This window comes from Paenibacillus alginolyticus DSM 5050 = NBRC 15375, assembly GCF_000422905.1.
GTDB lineage: Bacteria > Bacillota > Bacilli > Paenibacillales > NBRC-103111 > Paenibacillus_E > Paenibacillus_E alginolyticus.
The window spans coordinates 119,767-135,741 of the sequence record NZ_AUGY01000010.1 but is presented as its reverse complement, the minus strand read 5'-3'; the positions used below and the strand labels follow the sequence as shown (position 1 = coordinate 135,741).

15 protein-coding genes, 1 pseudogene and 1 riboswitch are annotated in these 15,975 nt (G+C 43.7%); of the genes and pseudogenes, 2 read left to right on the top strand and 14 right to left on the bottom strand.

What is annotated here, in order from left to right:
• Positions 1-178 precede the first annotated feature (178 nt).
• Positions 179-526, bottom strand: a complete 348-nt coding sequence (locus tag G519_RS0105130) for a hypothetical protein (protein WP_029193775.1) — start codon at positions 524-526, stop codon at positions 179-181.
• Between the two features lie 331 nt (positions 527-857).
• A riboswitch (cyclic di-GMP riboswitch) is annotated at positions 858-946 on the top strand.
• Positions 947-1,075: 129 nt separating this feature from the next.
• Between G519_RS0105130 and G519_RS0105125 the strand changes: the two genes are divergently transcribed.
• Together G519_RS0105125 and G519_RS0105120 are read left to right on the top strand one after the other, a co-directional pair.
• The gene (locus G519_RS0105125) at positions 1,076-1,438 is read left to right on the top strand and encodes a response regulator (RefSeq protein ID WP_029193774.1); all 363 of its coding nucleotides are present in this window, start codon (positions 1,076-1,078) and stop codon (positions 1,436-1,438) included.
• A 108-nt stretch (positions 1,439-1,546) separates the two neighbouring features.
• A complete protein-coding gene (locus G519_RS0105120; protein ID WP_051253071.1) occupies positions 1,547-2,461 on the top strand; it encodes an HD-GYP domain-containing protein in 915 nt (304 codons plus the stop codon).
• A gap of 76 nt (positions 2,462-2,537) precedes the next feature.
• Here the strand turns inward: G519_RS0105120 and G519_RS48735 are convergent.
• The 13 genes and pseudogenes from G519_RS48735 to G519_RS0105055 all read right to left on the bottom strand — a co-directional run bounded on the left by G519_RS48735 (position 2,538) and on the right by G519_RS0105055 (position 15,916).
• A pseudogene (locus tag G519_RS48735) lies at positions 2,538-2,815 on the bottom strand (winged helix-turn-helix transcriptional regulator).
• A 448-nt stretch (positions 2,816-3,263) separates the two neighbouring features.
• Entirely contained in the window at positions 3,264-4,103 is an 840-nt protein-coding gene (locus G519_RS0105110) for a carbohydrate ABC transporter permease (protein ID WP_029193772.1), read from the bottom strand.
• An 11-nt stretch (positions 4,104-4,114) separates the two neighbouring features.
• On the bottom strand, positions 4,115-4,984 hold the full coding sequence (locus G519_RS0105105) for a carbohydrate ABC transporter permease (protein WP_036632070.1): 870 nt from the start codon (positions 4,982-4,984) through the stop codon (positions 4,115-4,117).
• A 95-nt stretch (positions 4,985-5,079) separates the two neighbouring features.
• Entirely contained in the window at positions 5,080-6,402 is a 1,323-nt protein-coding gene (locus G519_RS0105100; RefSeq protein ID WP_029193770.1) for an ABC transporter substrate-binding protein, read from the bottom strand.
• Positions 6,392-7,345: a ribokinase gene (rbsK, locus tag G519_RS0105095; protein ID WP_029193769.1), complete on the bottom strand. Its 954-nt coding sequence runs from the start codon at positions 7,343-7,345 to the stop codon at positions 6,392-6,394. Before rbsK ends, G519_RS0105100 begins: the two co-directional genes overlap by 11 nt.
• 26 nt (positions 7,346-7,371) lie before the next feature.
• Entirely contained in the window at positions 7,372-7,845 is a 474-nt protein-coding gene (rpiB, locus tag G519_RS0105090; protein WP_029193768.1) for a ribose 5-phosphate isomerase B, read from the bottom strand.
• A 284-nt stretch (positions 7,846-8,129) separates the two neighbouring features.
• A complete protein-coding gene (locus G519_RS0105085) occupies positions 8,130-9,140 on the bottom strand; it encodes a LacI family DNA-binding transcriptional regulator (protein ID WP_029193767.1) in 1,011 nt (336 codons plus the stop codon).
• A 284-nt stretch (positions 9,141-9,424) separates the two neighbouring features.
• On the bottom strand, positions 9,425-10,564 hold the full coding sequence (locus G519_RS0105080; protein WP_029193766.1) for an exo-beta-N-acetylmuramidase NamZ family protein: 1,140 nt from the start codon (positions 10,562-10,564) through the stop codon (positions 9,425-9,427).
• Positions 10,565-10,849: 285 nt separating this feature from the next.
• Positions 10,850-11,557, bottom strand: a complete 708-nt coding sequence (locus G519_RS0105075; protein ID WP_029193765.1) for a PIG-L deacetylase family protein — start codon at positions 11,555-11,557, stop codon at positions 10,850-10,852.
• Entirely contained in the window at positions 11,558-12,526 is a 969-nt protein-coding gene (locus tag G519_RS0105070) for a GNAT family N-acetyltransferase (protein ID WP_029193764.1), read from the bottom strand.
• A gap of 33 nt (positions 12,527-12,559) precedes the next feature.
• On the bottom strand, positions 12,560-13,420 hold the full coding sequence (locus G519_RS0105065; RefSeq protein ID WP_029193763.1) for a carbohydrate ABC transporter permease: 861 nt from the start codon (positions 13,418-13,420) through the stop codon (positions 12,560-12,562).
• Positions 13,421-13,474: 54 nt separating this feature from the next.
• Positions 13,475-14,380 carry a carbohydrate ABC transporter permease gene (locus G519_RS0105060; RefSeq protein WP_029193762.1) on the bottom strand — a complete coding sequence of 302 codons (906 nt, stop codon included), beginning with the start codon at positions 14,378-14,380 and terminating at the stop codon, positions 13,475-13,477.
• A gap of 90 nt (positions 14,381-14,470) precedes the next feature.
• A complete protein-coding gene (locus G519_RS0105055) occupies positions 14,471-15,916 on the bottom strand; it encodes an ABC transporter substrate-binding protein (protein WP_029193761.1) in 1,446 nt (481 codons plus the stop codon).
• Positions 15,917-15,975: the final 59 nt, after the last annotated feature.

Below are 15,975 nucleotides of genomic sequence, written 5' to 3'. Positions count from 1 at the left end.
CCTAGATCTATGCGCATCTCGCTCTAACGGCAACATGCAAAAAAAAAGAAAAGTACCCTTGATAGAAAGAAGCTTCTAACAAGAGCACTCTTCATTGTAAACAATGCAAAGTGACATCTATTGGTATACATGTGGTTTTCTCTTAAGATAAATCAAAAGAGAACACCGCCCGGCAAGACTATTCGGTTTGTTTAAGAATAATATTCGTTATTGCCCTTTGCGTCGGCGGATCATAGTCCCTTAATACGGCATCCATGGATAAGCCAAGTTCTTGCTCCAGCCTTTCACGGATTCTCTTCTTGTATATGGAGGACATATAAAAATCGACTTCGTGTTTGAGCGTTGGCGCCTCGCCTTCTAATGCGGTTGAACGTGGTGAGCGGCGATGTTTGGCATGAAAAGTAATAATGTTTTGTTCTATTGAAACCTTCAGCAGTGTTGTGCCAAACCCGAACAGCTCTTTGGAAATTTCGTTATAGAGGTGACACAGCTTCTTCTTGTATTCATTAGAATCTAGTTGTGGCATGGAATCACCTTCAAGATTAATTGTCAACCCTTACGCATGTAAAATCTATCTTAATAATACATAGGATTTCAGAATTAATCAAGAGAATCGTTCGTCTTTCTCACTAAAAAAGGGCATTATTTAACTACAACTCATCTAAATGATCCAATTTCCCGAATGTCTTACAAATTTTGATGCAAATGTTGGATCTTGCTTACAGGTGCTTCATGCTTATCATGCATTTTTCCCTTAGAATGTGTATATTATTCAGGAATGATCACTTCCTTTACCACTAGTACTTTATTACTGGTAACTAGAGTGGTATACTTAAAAAAATAGCAATTCTTCTGTTATACGATAAGAGCAAAGCTAATGAAAATTAGTGACGCAAAGCTACAGGAGCTAAGGCGAATTACTTCGCTATGCTTGCCAGTTACCGAAGGAAGGGATATATCCACGACTCCCCTTATTCTTCTAATATGGGGAGTTTTTCTTATGTAACGAATTATTGTAGCTATCTATAACAGTAAACAGCTAGGTAGAAAGCCCCCCTGAAAGGTGATAATTAAAATGGCGAGACTAATGGTTGTAGATGATTCTATGTTTATGCGATTGATGATTAAGAACATCCTCTTAGAACTAGGGCATGAAATTGTAGCCGAAGCATCGAATGGACTTGAGGCAATCTCTCTATTTTTACAACATTCTCCTGACATCATTACGTTGGATATTACAATGCCTGAGATGGATGGTATTACTGCATTAAAGGAAATAATAAATTACAAGAGCGATTCAAAGATCATTATGGTGTCCGCAATGGGGCAACAATCATTTGTGATTGAAGCTATTACCCTTGGCGCTAGAGATTTTATTGTGAAGCCCTTTGATAAAGACAGAGTAGCTGAAGCTGTAAAAAAGGTATTGAATACGTGAATGCCCTCAAAGCTTTCCACCTGTACGCCTCGCCACTCCACTTTCCGGACCCAATTGTTAGAATACAAACTTAGTAAATCACAATACTTAAACAAGGCGGAATTTCCTATGCATTTACGATCTAAAGAAAGAGTAATCACTCATTTCAGCCGTGATTATGTATTTCGATACGGATTCTTTCTAACTCTACTATTGAATACGATTATATATGTATTTATTTTTCCTGAGTTTGATACATATGCTTTTTATCTGCTTTCAGTTGTATTTCTTGGCATTGGCTTTTCGAAAAAACCGTTGGCGGTCCTAATCATTCTTTGTACAATGGTAGTTTTATTGAGGTCCTATGTAGAATTTAAACAAATCCCTCCCATGGATTCGTTCCTCACTCTTTGGTGTGTGTATGTGATCATGACCCTCATTGCGACTAGAATGGAAAATAATTACCAAAAAAGAAGAGAAGTCACATTTGACTTGATCTCAGCTCTAACGAAATCCTTAGATTCTAGAGATACATACACCGCAAGACATTCTGAAAAAGTAGCTAATTATGCTTTAAAAATCGCAAAAGAGATGAAACTTTCCAGCGAGCAATGTGATGCCATTTATGTGGGCGGCTTACTACACGATATAGGCAAAATCGGTGTTCCCGAATATATACTTACGAATACAGGGCGATTATCGGATGAGGAGTTCAAAATTATTCAAAAACACCCCGTTATCGGCTACGAAACAATTAAACATATTTCTGCATTTAACAAAAACGGTATAATGGATATTGTTCTATATCATCATGAAAAATACGATGGAACAGGGTATCCAGAAGGATTAAAAGGCGAAGAAATCCCTTTATACGCTCGCATCATGGCTATTGCAGATTCTTATGATGCCATGACATCTACACGTGTCTACAGGAAACCTCTGAGTAAAGAATCAGCTATTAATGAAATAAGCAAAAAAAAAGGGATACATTTCGATCCACATATAGCTGATCTCTTTATTGGGATATTAAATAGAGAAAAATAAGCTAGGTGGAATCCTAAAAACAGAAACCAGGTAACAACACAAGAATGTGTTATTGCCTGGTTTTTTATTACGTATTCTACAAATTAAATCCAAATCTCTTTAATTCAACAAATATACGTTCCAATCTCCGTCCTTTTTCCGTTAACGTATATTCAACGCGTGTTTTTGGGCTAATCCCATCCATTGATTCAGCAGATCGCTGAATCGCAGCGTACCTTCGATAAGAAGGTCCCGAATAATTAAAAAGGTCCATTTCGTCCCAATCACGTCATACCTACTGGATACAACACAAGAAAAGCAAGTGCAATCTTTCTTTGAAACCGTTGGCCAGTTCTCCACGTGGAAAGTGGACATATTTTGACGTAAGGATACAAGGAAGCCGATGCTTCTCTTGGGAATGATACACAGAAAAGGCACTTCACGCAACCTGCCTATTTTATTGTAAAGACTTGTTCCAATCACTGAGTGATTTTACCCAACTTCGATAAATAAGCACCAATATTGCCCTGGAAATCCAACGTGTTTCCTTGGGAATCAGGGTGGTGCCAATTCATCGCATGCTAGTAGTATAAGCAAAAAAACAATCTCTCCCTTCTCGCAAGCATCGGTCAATTCCGCAAGATACTTAGCTGTGATAATCATATATTTAAAACCAGTGTTTTTCACGACCCGAACCACTTTACCGCGTCAAAATGAACCGGGTTATGAAAAACGCACACAATCAAGTCTTAGACAAACACATTAAACAGCAAAAAAAGCGTATCCTGCCTCATCACGGCAATCTACGCTCTTTGCTATTTGTCTATTTGATTCCAGACGTCGCTATACCTTCGACAATATATCGTTGAAAGAACAAGAAGATTAAAAATACCGGAATAATGGAAACCACCGACATGGCGAATAGCGACCCGAGAGCTGCCTCACCGCCAGCATCGGTAAACATGCGAAGCGCAAGTGTTACGGTATATTTTTTCACGCCACTAAGGTAAAGAAGCTGGCTAAAGAAGTCATTCCATGTCCAAATAAATGTGAAAATCGTTGTAGTTACGATGGCTGGAGTCGTCAAAGGCAGAATAATCCGCGTATAGATGGTGATTGGACCACATCCGTCGACTGTAGCTGCTTTATCTAGCTCGCGTGGTAGCGTTCGTATAAATTGAACAGTTAAGTAAATAAAGAATCCTTCTACAGCAAAAAATTTCGGTACGACGATCGGAAGAATGGTGTTGACCCATTCCAATTTATTGAAAACGATGTACTGGGGAACAATAAGCACATGCATTGGAATCATCATTGTCATTAGCATTAAGGCAAACATGATTTTTTTTCCTTTAAACTCCAATCTTGCGAATGCATAAGCCGTTAGCGAACAAGATACGATGTTGCCAATTACAGCCAACCCGACCATGAGCAGCGAATTCAAATAAAACGTGCTGAACGTTGTTCCCGATGTACCTTTCCACCCTTTAAAATAGTTCATGAGCGTCAAATTTTTCGGTATAAGACTGTTATCCGTCAAAATCGTTTCCGTTGGTTTAAACGAACTGATGATCATCCATAATACGGGGTACATCATGAGTACGATACCTGTGATAATAAGTGCGTGAAGCAGTAATTTATGAACCTGAACCTTCATTGCCATCCCCTCACCCCCTAATCTCCATAATGAACCCATTTTTTTGATGTCAAAAAAACCAACCCTGTAAAGCAAGCAATGACAATGAGCAGTACCCAGGCCATAGCAGAAGCATAGCCCATCTGAAAGTTACCAAAACCGTTCTGGTACAAATACAGCGTATAAAATAGGGTAGAATTCACAGGTCCACCTGTACCGTTACTGATAATATAAGCAGGTGTGAAAGCCTGAAACGAACTGATAATCTGCATGATCGCGTTAAACAAAACAATCGGTGACAGAATCGGCAGGGTGACATGAAGAAATTGCTTCCATCTGCCAGCACCGTCCAGTGATGATGCTTCGTAGTAATCCTGCGGGATTTGCTTGAGTCCGGCTAGGAAGATGACCATCGGCGAACCAAACTGCCAAACCTTCAGCAAAATAATCGACCAAATCGCATAGTCCGGAGTCCCCACCCAACTCGGCATATCGATTCCGATAGTTCCAAGCACTTGATTAACAATGCCGTGCTCTCCAAACACCTGCTGCCATAATATTGCAATGGCCACGCTTCCGCCAATTAACGATGGCACATAATAAATGGCACGGTAAATGCCTAGCCCCCGAATCCCTTTGTTTAACATCAGCGCCAGAAAGAGAGCAAAAGCTAACTCAAGTGGAACAGCAATGAGAACGTATGTAAACGTAACCTTCATTGCTTGCAAGTATTGAGGATCCGAGGTGAACATGGCAACGTAGTTTTTTAATCCAATCCAGTTAGGACTGTTCACAAAATTATAATTCGTAAAGGAGAGGTACAATGAACTGAGAATCGGAATGGTGCTGAACAACAACAGACCAATCAGCCAGGGCGTTAGGAAAAGGTATGGGATGATCCATAACATCGTTTGCGGTTCAATAATGTCGACATGACATGAACTCCTCTGTGTGAACAAGGGCTCCAGATTTGCTTCTTGAGCCCTTGCCCTTAGTAAATGACTTATCGGTTCAGAATTTGATTCGCTTGTGCAAAAAATTCGTCTACTGCCTGCGGAATCGTTTTTTTACCGAATGCGATCGCTTCATTATTGGAAAGCAGCAGCTTCTGTACGGATGTGCTACCGCCCGGCATTGTTGGATATGGTTTCGTGGAAGGCAGCATTTCATTTACAAATGCGTATTCCTTGCCTTCTGGAGCGCCGAGTAACGGTTTTATCACTTCTTGCATTTTCTTGGAAGCTTGCGGGCCATGCTCACCTAGAAAAATTTGAGCCGCTTCTGGATCATTAGCGACGAAATCGATGAGCATAGCTGATTCCTTTGGATGTTTGGTTTTCGCAGTAATTCCGAGCGATGCTACGATCAGCGGAATCTTTTTATCGCCTTTCGGATCCATCGGATAACTTACGATGCCAAGCTCGTCTTTGGCGCTGCCTTGATAGATTTTCAGCTGATTGGAGCTTTTACTGATCATGGCCACCTTGCCACGCGCGAGCATCGACTGTTCCTGCGTTTTATCGCCTTGTTCAGCTTGAATCGCTGGAGGCGGCGTTAAGCCGTCTTTCCGCATTTTATCCCAAAAGGTGAACCAGTCCGTCAAATCCTGTTTCTCGATGCCAAGCCCCTTTTCTTTGAACACCGATTTGCCTCTTTGTTGGGCGAATAACTCTAACACCCGATAAACGCCACCTTCGTCCTCAGTAGCCCACGCATCATTACCTAATGATTTTTGGACAGTTTTTGCTGCTGCGACATAGTCGTCCCATGACCAATTATTTTTGGGCAGCTCTAAGCCCGCTTTTTTGAACATGGCTGTATTATAGAGAACACCAGTAATATTATGTCCAAGGCTAATCGCATACAGCTTGTCGTTAACTTTACCGCCGCCTACATCGATGGGATCGAAATCCTTCGTATTCACGGCTCCTGATGAAACAAACGGGGTCAAATCAAGCATCATATTTCGGGTCACAAAATCGAACTGGAAGAAGCTGCTTGTTTGTATAACATCAGGCGCATTGCCTCCCGCCGCTTGCGTCGTGAATTTCTCTGCATATTGATTCTCTGTTGTAAATTCACGCGAAACCTTGATGTTCGGATGTTTTTGTTCAAACAGATCGAATAGTTTATTCATCTTGTCATGACGGGCTTGACCTCCCCACCATGCTACGCGAAGGTCAACTTTCTCAGCTGCAGCAGGTGCAGTTGCAGCGGTCGGCGTCGTAGTCGTTGCCCCATTATTCGTTTCTTTCGTACTGCAAGCAGATACTCCCAAAACCAACATGATGGACATGATAGAATGAATAATTGTTTTATGATTCATAAACTTCTCCTCCATTGGATCGTTTATTGTGAAAGTGTTCCACTTCGATTCTGCTTGGCATCGCTGGTTGAGCGCCCAGCTTTGCAACTGACAATGCTGCTGCTTTTTGAGCAAATTGTACCGCTTCTTCAAGTGAACCGCCTTCGGCGAGGTAGACGCCAAGCCCTGCATTAAAGGAATCGCCAGCCCCTGTGGTATCCACGACTTCCATTTGATGCGCTTTCAAATGTTGAATGGTTCCCTTCTCGGAGTAAGCAGCCCCATCGCCGCCAAGGGTCATAACGACACGTTTTACGCCCTTATTGATAAGCGTCGAAATGATTTCTTCCACGCTGGCATCCCCGTCGGCCTGACCGGTAATGATAAGCTTGCCTTCCGTTTCATTCGGAGTCAGGATATCCACTTGCTTCAGAAGTGCTTCCGATAGCTGGTTCGCAGGAGCAGGATTGAGTATTACCGGAACCTGATGGCGGTTCGCAATTGAAACGGCTTCTTCTACGGTCTCCATTGGAATTTCCAATTGAATCAAGAGCAGATCCGAGGAGCATATGACCGACTCCGCTCGTCGAACATGATCAGGTGTCATTCGGGCATTGGCTCCTGAGGAGACAACGATGCTATTTTCTCCGGATTCATTCACCGTAATCATGGCCACTCCGCTCGATATGCCAGCTAGCGTTGAAACATATTCTGTATCAATGTTCTCTTGGTTTAAATGGGCGAGCAGTTCTTGACCAAACCCATCGTCACCAACACAGCCAACCATGTGCACCTTTGCGCCAAGCCGGCTGGCGGCCACCGCTTGATTGGCGCCTTTACCGCCAGGCATGGTAGAAAACTGCCCGCCTAGAATCGTCTCTCCTTCAAGAGCTATCCGAGGCGCTACGACGACCAAATCCATATTCAAACTTCCGACAACAACAATTCTTGCTGGTTGCGCCATTGTAACCTCCTGTGAATTCAGCATTTTTACTCGGAAACCGCTGGATTCTGCGGCGTGTACTGGCGCTCCATCTCGTGCAGTTTTTCAACTCTTCTGCGGAACTCCTCTGCGGTACTGAATTCCGCTTTCAAGAAGCTTTCGAGCAGTTCCACTACGATTACTGGACCGATAATTTGTGCGCCAACACACATAACATTGACGTCATCGTGTTCCACACACTGATGTGCGGAATAGATGTCGTGGCAAACGGATGCGCGAATACCCGGTATTTTATTCGCTGCGATGCACGCTCCCACACCTGTTCCGCATACCATTATGGCTCGTTCTGCTTCACCCGAGAGCACTGCTGCGCATACCGTTCGGGTAATATCAGGGAAATCGACAGGATTACTATCATACGATCCATAATCCATCACCTCGTGCCCCAAAGCTTTTAAAGCGTTTACAACAGTCTCCTTTAATGGAAAGCCTGCATGGTCTCCTCCAACTGCTATTTTCATGTTCGTTTCCTCCAAGATGTTTTTATTTTTTTAAAAATAGGATGCGATCACTTCGCGGAATCTGATACATTGCGTACAAGTTACGGTAAAAGTAAGGATGATTTGTCGCGTGGTTTCCGGCTTCAGTAAAAATTTACTTTTAAGCTTAATTATGAGCATTTTTTTGGTTAATCGATTAAATAACCGCTTTAAAAAAATTGAAAATGAGCCGATGAGTCCACTTATCGGGTTTACGACAGCTGCTCTTAAGAGCTTTTCTCTTCTGGTCGAAAACCCTATTGGTCTTATTCACCCGTACAGCCACAGGAGCGTCGGATAATCAATGTTGTATCCATATACATAATTTCACGCTTCACTTGCTTTTCATTTATTCTAACGAGCATTAAGTTCGCCGCGTGTACACCCAATTGATAGGCTGGCTGCCTAACCGTCGTTATCGGCGGATCCACGATATCTGCCCAATCGGGGTCGTCATATCCGAGAACCGCGATCTGGTCGGGTATACGAATTCCCGCTTCCTTTAAGTATTTATACGCCCCTAGTGTCATCGAATTGTTGGAAACAAACACGGCATCCGGCTTCGAATCCTGCTCCATCAGTTCTTTCATCTTGTCGTAACCGCTCTGGATAGTGAACAGTCCCTCTTTCACAAGCGTGTCCGATAAAGCAACACCGTAATCCTCAAGCGCTCTCTTATAGCCGATCAACCTGTCTTTGCCTGTACTAATGGAAGAAGGCCCAGTAATAATTGCGATTTTACCGTAACCATGCCGAATCAGATGTTCGGTGGCAGAATAAGCCCCCTGAATATTATTCGTCATAATCACATCGGAATTCATGAATTCCGGGCACCTGTTCAGGAATACAATGGGAACACCCGTCTTATCCAGGGATCGGAAATAATCGCCTGAGTTACCAGCGGAGGAGACAACCAAACCATCTACCCTTTTGCCGATCATCACTTCAAGATACTTTCGCTCTTTCTCCACAGAAGAATCCGTGTTGCAAAGTAGAATGCTATAGTTGCTTTTGGATAATTCTTCTTCGATTCCTCTTACAACAATAGAGAAGAATGGATTGGCTACATCCGAGATTAGCACACCAATGATGCGAGATTCCTGTACGCGCAGGCTCTTGGCTACAATATTAGGCTGATAATTCAGCTCTTCAATTGCCTTATTAATCTTGTCTTTGACTTCTTCACTAACGTATTTCGTTTCATTTAGTGCATTGGATACGGTAGCCGTAGATACGCCAGCTAGCTTAGCTACCTCTTTGAGTGTCGACCTCTTCAATTAGCCGTTTCACCTCCTTATTTAATCGATTAACTGAATTATAAGGCTGGAATATCTTTCATGTCAATATAAATGTCTACGCTTTCTTTTTAAAGTAGTAAATTGCACCTTTTTTCCTTGCTGTATCTCGTTTATTCAAATACAACGACTCCTTTTCAAGTTTGTGCGTTCTTTAATCAACAGCCAAAAGAGCATGTTCCGATTTCGTTGAGGGAACATGCTACTTCTGTTTTTTTCCACAAGATCAACTGCTCGTAAGTAATTCATTAGTCGCTCTAAACGCCTTAATACAGATGATACTGCTGTTTCATGTGTGCAAATTCCCGACTTTCGTCCCGAAATTGCTCCAACAGCACCGAAACATCTAATGGATCTTCACGATACACCTTATCCCCGCACAATAAATCAATAAAAGGCCTGGATCCCTCTTTCAGCGGTGGAAGGAACGAAAATTGTTCATAGTTACGCTTAATGGTATACATCAATGTAATCGCTGTCTCCAAAGGACGAATCGCTCGGGTATCCAGCACATGAAGCTGCACACCGCTGCAAGACTCCCCCTGAAATTTGGAAAAGGTCGGTTTAAAATAAACCGGACGGAAAACGACCCCAGGCATTTTCTTGCTGTTCATATCGTCCGCCAGTTGTTGAGCGTTGATAAACGGAGCTCCAACTATTTCAAAAGGAATTGTGGTTCCTCTGCCTTCAGACAGGTTAGTACCTTCAAATATACAGGTGCCTGGATACAACAATGCTGTTTCAAACCGAGGAATCCCCAAAGAAGGCATCACCCAATGTCGACCGGTATCAGCGAATTGCATCTTCCGCTCCCAGCCGTTGGCACGAATTACATGGAGATCACATTGCCAGTTCATTTGATCGTTAGCCATGGTGGCCACCTCACCGGCAGTCAGACCGTAACGCACACAAAGTGGGTAATTGCCAACAAAAGATTGATAGTCCTGCTTTAAAATGTTACCTTCTACCGTCACTCCATCCAGTGGATTGATCCGGTCCAAAATGACAAACGGCTTGCCTGCTTTCGCACAATCTTCCAAAGCATATAGCATCGTATAAATAAAAGTGTAGTATCTTGCACCTATGTCCTGAATATCATAGACGACCATATCAACCTCATCAAGCATTTCCTGGCTCAGGCGCTTGGAATCCTTACGGTACAAGCTATGCACCGGCACCTGTGTGATCGGGTCCAGATACGTTTCTACCAGGGCACCTGCTGCTTGATCTCCACGAACACCGTGCTCCGGTGAAAACAAGGCTGTAAGATTGAAATTCTCATGCAAAATTTGAATGGTGGATACGAAGTCATTGTTTAAGCCGGTAGGGGCCGTAATGAGTCCCAATCGTTTCCCTTTGAATATATGAGTGTACTCCCCAATGCAATCGATACCGTTTCTGATCATAGCTGCCTCCCACATTTTGTTTGATAAAAAGAAAACAGATGCTGCCGTCCTTGACGAGCGTGTTAATTATGGTTGATGCTAAGTACGTTTCGCTTAAGATCTGTTGCTCATCTGTACAAAAATCATCACCTATCCGAGTGATTATCCATCTAAATCTCCCTTGTGCATGGCAGCAAACTGCAAAATCGAAGGTCATACTCGCTTCTACCCAAACGTATTGTTAAGAAAACCTCTAACGAGGCCATTCATGAATGAATAGCCGCGTGTAGAGGTTGGTTTTATTTGTTATAATTCAGTTTTGAGCACACGCATATTTTCTTCTGGAATCATGAAGGTTTGTGCATATTCTTTTCTGGCTTCAAGGCCGCGGACTCTCATCAAATGCTTGTAGTATTCCAAATACTTGAACGACTTGCTGCCGGTTACGAACCAGTGCGTGGAGACGGCCTTCACCCATAGATCAAAGGCTTCCTGATCATAGTCGACATACACATACGGACGGTAGTCTACCGCATCCTCCCAGTTCTCTGCATAATACAATCTCTGTGCAAAATGGGCAGGAAGCTCCCGCTCAAACGTCGGCAAGGCGGCAAAAAAGCGGGCGTCATTGACGATGCGATGTGTTGTCATATGGTCCTTGTGCATGCTGTTCTTCCAATGCGTAATAATGACGTTCGGACGAACTTGACGAATGACGTCTGCTACTCGAAAACGCATTTCTTGGTTATCCTGCAGCTCGCCATCTGGAATGTCGTCGAATACGAACGCTTCTCCGCCAAGCATCTCGGCAAAGGTTTTCGCTTCATTCACTTTCTGTACGCGATATTCGGCCATATCTTGACCTGCCGGAACGCCGCGTTCTCCTGCTGTCAGCGCTAGAGTCGCAATGCGGTCCCCCTTCAAAAAGTGACTTGCCAATACGCCTCCTGCGGTTAATTCGGCATCACCCACATGGCCACCAATGGCCAGAATCGATAACTTTTGCTCGCTCACTCACACAAACTCCCTTCTCATAACAGAAAATTGTTTGACGGTTGTAAAGCCTGCCTTCTCGTAGATGCGGATAGCCGGATTCGTACTGCCCGTATAAAGCGACATGTAGTCGGTTCCAATCGAGCGAAAAGCCTCACACAGTTTAAAGAATAAAATGCTGCCCAACCCGTGTCCCTCATGATCAGGAGGCACGCCTATTCCGGCGAAATAGCCTCGGCCGTTGTCCTGACGAATCACAGGTCCTGCAAATCCGATGACCTTGTCTTTATATGCAGCAATCACAACTGGCACACCATCTGCCGTGCTTTGCCCGATTTCCTTTTGCCATAAAAGATTATCAAATCCTTGGAGCATTTCATCTACGCCGTTATGCTTTTCCGAATTAAACAATTCCACCGTGTAACCCTCAGCGGCTGCTTTATTTTCTTTGGCCATTACATCCTCCGGGATGGTGAAGCCATCCAGCTTCAAATACATGCCGCACTCTTTGGCACGCTCCACATACCCTGCTCGCAGCAAAAATTTATACAATTTACTCTCAATCGGCACACCTGGCGCATTGTTATGCTCATGCTTTGGAGTCCCCGGTATATACCATGGCAATAACATCGGGTTAAAAAATAAAACATCGCCTTGCTTTTTCCCCTGCTGCTGAAAGCGATGCTCCAAAGCGTCTAACATGCCTTGATAAATCTCATCGGTTTTGAAGTCTTCAGCTAGAACGATGCAAGTGATGTACCCAGCCACTTCTCCAAGCGGCAGGTCATCACCTGTACACCCGCAGGCAAAGCCTTTAACCTCATTTTGATCCAATAAAATAAACGTATTTTGACCATCGAAATAAGGGTTTGCCGTGAAAATACGTTCAAAGCTTTGTTCGTTAAGCTCCTTGTAGCCTTCTTTCACAGCTTCTTCATTCCATAAGTCGATTATCGCCTGACGATATTGTTGATCCCAGGACACTATCATGCTGAGTGATGCCTCCCCTACGCGCGGCTTGTATTAACCCTTCACCGCTCCAACCGTTACACCTTCTAAGAAGTACTTTTGCAAGCTGAAGAAAAGAATAAACATCGGCAGTGCTGAGATCGTAGCCCCCGCCATCATCGGCGCGATAAACGTCGTATTGGCGAAGCGGAAGTTTTTCAAACCAACTTGGATCGTCTGCATATCCATCGTATTAGTGACAAGCAGCGGCCAGAAGAACGTATTCCAGCTATCCATAAACGTTAGAATTGCCATTACAGCGAGCACCGTTTTAGACAAAGGCAGAATGATTCTCCAATAGATGGTGAATTGGCTGCACCCTTCGATTTTGGCGCTTTCCATAATCTCGTTCGGGATGCTGCTCATGAACTGTTTAGCCAGAAAAATATTATATACCGTAACGATACCCGGCATAATTAACGCGCTGTACGTATTTTGCAATTCAAACACGTTAACAACTAGAATATACAAAGGAACTTGCGTAACTTGGTAAGGAATCATCATGGAGACAAGCAGTACCGCGAACAGCACGCCTCTCCCTTTAAAACGGAGTTTAGAAAATGCATAACCGGCCATGCTGGCAAAAATGACGTTGGACACCATCACGGTAGTCGCCACGATCAACGAGTTCAAAATCCAACGATACGAATACTCGCTGTAATCAAAGAAATATTTGAAGGAAGCGAATGTAAACTTGCTAGGTAAAATGGAGTAGCTCACCGCTCCGGCCTCAACCGGATCAGCAAAGGATGAAATGACCATGAAATAGATCGGAAATATCGTCGCCAAAGCAAAAAGTAGAAGGGCGATAAAAATGATTGAATTACGTATGGTTTTTACTTTAGGTTTTCCTGCATGATTGCTATATAAAGCCATTTTTTATCCTCCCATTATAGGGATCTTTGAGCGGAGCTCAAAGTCTCTCCGATCTTAATACTCGACGTCTTTTCCTGCATATTTAAACTGAATAACCGAAATTCCCGCGATAATAAGTGCTAGAATCAATGATTGCGCCGCGGCTTTACCGAATTCAAAATAAGTAAAGGCATTATTGAAAATTAGTAGACCCACCATCGTAGTCGCATTGTTCGGACCGCCTCCGGTCATGAGGTACGCGTTCTGAAACACTTGGAAAGAACCGATAACACCCGTCACCAAAAGGAATAATGTCGCTGGTTTCAAAGAAGGAACCACGATATGCCACAGCTTTTGGAAAAAGTTCGCTCCATCCATTTCCGCTGCCTCGTAATACGTATCATCAATGCCAAGAAGACCTGCCAGATAGATGATGATGCTCGTGCCATGACTGGACAGCCAGGACATCAGAACTAAAGAAAACATCGCTGTTTTGCTTGATCCGAGCCAGTTCTGATTGGTGAAGCCAAAGAAATGAATCAACTGATTTAAAATTCCGCCTTCCATCGGATCGAAGATCCAAAGCCATACGACGGATAAAGCAACACCTGAAGCAACTACAGGCAAGTAATAGACACCTTTGAAAAATCCCTGCGTTTTTTTCCTGAGCGGCAGAATCAAAATAGCGATCACCATGGACAAGATCAAGTTAACAGGTACAGTCAGAAGTGTATAAACGACGGTATTGCGCATGGCTTGCCAAAACAAACCGTCTTTCACCGTCGAAACATAATTGTCAAATCCAACATAGGTAGAACCAAGAGGTTTGTATTCTTGGAGACTGATGATAAACGCGCTTACGACCGGATATGCGGTGAACATTGCAAAGACGACCAAAGCAACGGCAATAAATGCATATCCCCATGCTCCTTCTCCTCTGATTCTCCTTCTTTTCATCGGTTTAGCGATATGAGTAGCCATTTGTCAAACCCCGTTTCAGAAAACTCGGTTAAAATAGTTCGGATAGCCGTGTAGCATGCTTCACGACTATCCGAGGTTTACAACTTATGATTAATCTTTCACAACGCCGTCGGCGCCAAATGCAGCAATCGCCGCGGTTTTCACAGCTTCATACATCGCTTCAGGTGTAATTTCACCTGCGATTAGACCTTGGAACTTAGGTACGATAACTTCTGTTTCCAATTTGATCGCTTTAGCACCCAGTTCTGTCGGGATATCCGAACGAGCAGGTGTTGCATTTTTCAACATGTAGTCAACCGCAGCCACGTTCTCAGGACTTCTGTCAATTTTCATGCTCTCAGCCGCTTTTTTACCGCTTTGAGTAATGTGAGCAGAGAACAGATCACTGTTTGTTGCTGCAGCATTTTTACCGCTAGCTAAGAAGTAAGCCGCTTTTACAACGTTTGCTTTGTGCTCAGCCGTTGGTTCCTTTTTACCGCGGAACGTCATGTAACCGTCAACGACCGTAGCGAATGAAGGTTTTGCACCTTGGAAAGTTGGAGCCGGCAATACAACATAATCAACTGGGATCGAGTCTTTTACAGCACTTGCATCAGCTGCTTTCAGCTTCGCATTGTTCGTTTTAGCTGAATTTTCAAACACCGCAAGACCTTTACCAGTGATCATCGTTTGACCTGTCAAGAACATGTTCCAACGTTTACCTGCATCTACGGAGCTAAGCTCTTTCGGCATGGAGCCGTCATCAATCAATTGACGAAGATCTTTGAGCAATCCTAAGTAGTTTTTGCTTGTGTAAGCATATTTCAAATCTTTATTAAACGCGTGAGGCATACCGGCATTTTTGGCCATGATACCCAAGTAGTCAACGGCTGCAACGCCTTTCACAGCGAATACGAAGCCATAGCGCGTTTTGCCGTTTTCCGTTACGACGCCTTTTTTGACCGCTTGTCGGAATTCATCGTACGTCCAACCGCTCGTTTGTACTTTCTTCCAATCGATACCGGCCTTTTCCAAGAACTCTTTATTTCCGCCTAGTGCGTGAACTTCCATATAAGCAGGGAAGCCGTAAAGTCCTTTGCCGTTCTTCATGTATTCAAGCGGAGCTTTCTCATAATCGTTAATCATCTCAGGAGTTGCCGCATCCGTAATGTCCATGAGCAATCCTTGCTGCAAATACTTAGGGATACCGTCAGAGCCTCCGAATGCAATATCCGGCGGGCTGCCTGCATTCACTTGCGTATCCAATTTCTGTTTCATATCTTCCCAGCTTGCTGGTTCAATTTTGAGCGTCAGGTTCGGATACTGAGCAGTAAAGTCCTTGGACATTTGTTCGAACTGTTTTTGGTAGTTCGGTGAAACTGGCGGCAGCAAAGCCGTGATGGTATCTTTCGCTGTTGAAGCGCCGGCTGTAGCCGCTGGAGCCGTTGTTGTACCTGCTGGTGTACTTGTTGCTTTCGTGCCGGAAGTACCACCGCAAGCTGTTAAAGCCATGGTTAAAGCGACGACGGATGCTAATACGGGCATTTTTCTTTTCATGAAAATAGACCTCCTAATATAGGGATCTTTGAGCGTGCGTAGCTCAAAGTCTCTCCTTT

Excerpts from the sequence above, each read along its gene's own strand:
- G519_RS0105130 (WP_029193775.1), bottom strand. The coding sequence starts at position 526 with ATGCCACAACTAGATTCTAATGAATACAAGAAGAAGCTGTGTCACCTC.
- G519_RS0105125 (WP_029193774.1), top strand. The coding sequence starts at position 1,076 with ATGGCGAGACTAATGGTTGTAGATGATTCTATGTTTATGCGATTGATG.
- G519_RS0105120 (WP_051253071.1), top strand. The coding sequence starts at position 1,547 with ATGCATTTACGATCTAAAGAAAGAGTAATCACTCATTTCAGCCGTGAT.
- G519_RS0105110 (WP_029193772.1), bottom strand. The coding sequence starts at position 4,103 with ATGGCAATGAAGGTTCAGGTTCATAAATTACTGCTTCACGCACTTATT.
- G519_RS0105105 (WP_036632070.1), bottom strand. The coding sequence starts at position 4,984 with ATGTTATGGATCATCCCATACCTTTTCCTAACGCCCTGGCTGATTGGT.
- G519_RS0105100 (WP_029193770.1), bottom strand. The coding sequence starts at position 6,402 with ATGAATCATAAAACAATTATTCATTCTATCATGTCCATCATGTTGGTT.
- rbsK (WP_029193769.1), bottom strand. The coding sequence starts at position 7,345 with ATGGCGCAACCAGCAAGAATTGTTGTTGTCGGAAGTTTGAATATGGAT.
- rpiB (WP_029193768.1), bottom strand. The coding sequence starts at position 7,845 with ATGAAAATAGCAGTTGGAGGAGACCATGCAGGCTTTCCATTAAAGGAG.
- G519_RS0105080 (WP_029193766.1), bottom strand. The coding sequence starts at position 10,564 with ATGATCAGAAACGGTATCGATTGCATTGGGGAGTACACTCATATATTC.
- G519_RS0105070 (WP_029193764.1), bottom strand. The coding sequence starts at position 12,526 with ATGATAGTGTCCTGGGATCAACAATATCGTCAGGCGATAATCGACTTA.
- G519_RS0105065 (WP_029193763.1), bottom strand. The coding sequence starts at position 13,420 with ATGGCTTTATATAGCAATCATGCAGGAAAACCTAAAGTAAAAACCATA.
- G519_RS0105060 (WP_029193762.1), bottom strand. The coding sequence starts at position 14,380 with ATGGCTACTCATATCGCTAAACCGATGAAAAGAAGGAGAATCAGAGGA.
- G519_RS0105055 (WP_029193761.1), bottom strand. The coding sequence starts at position 15,916 with ATGAAAAGAAAAATGCCCGTATTAGCATCCGTCGTCGCTTTAACCATG.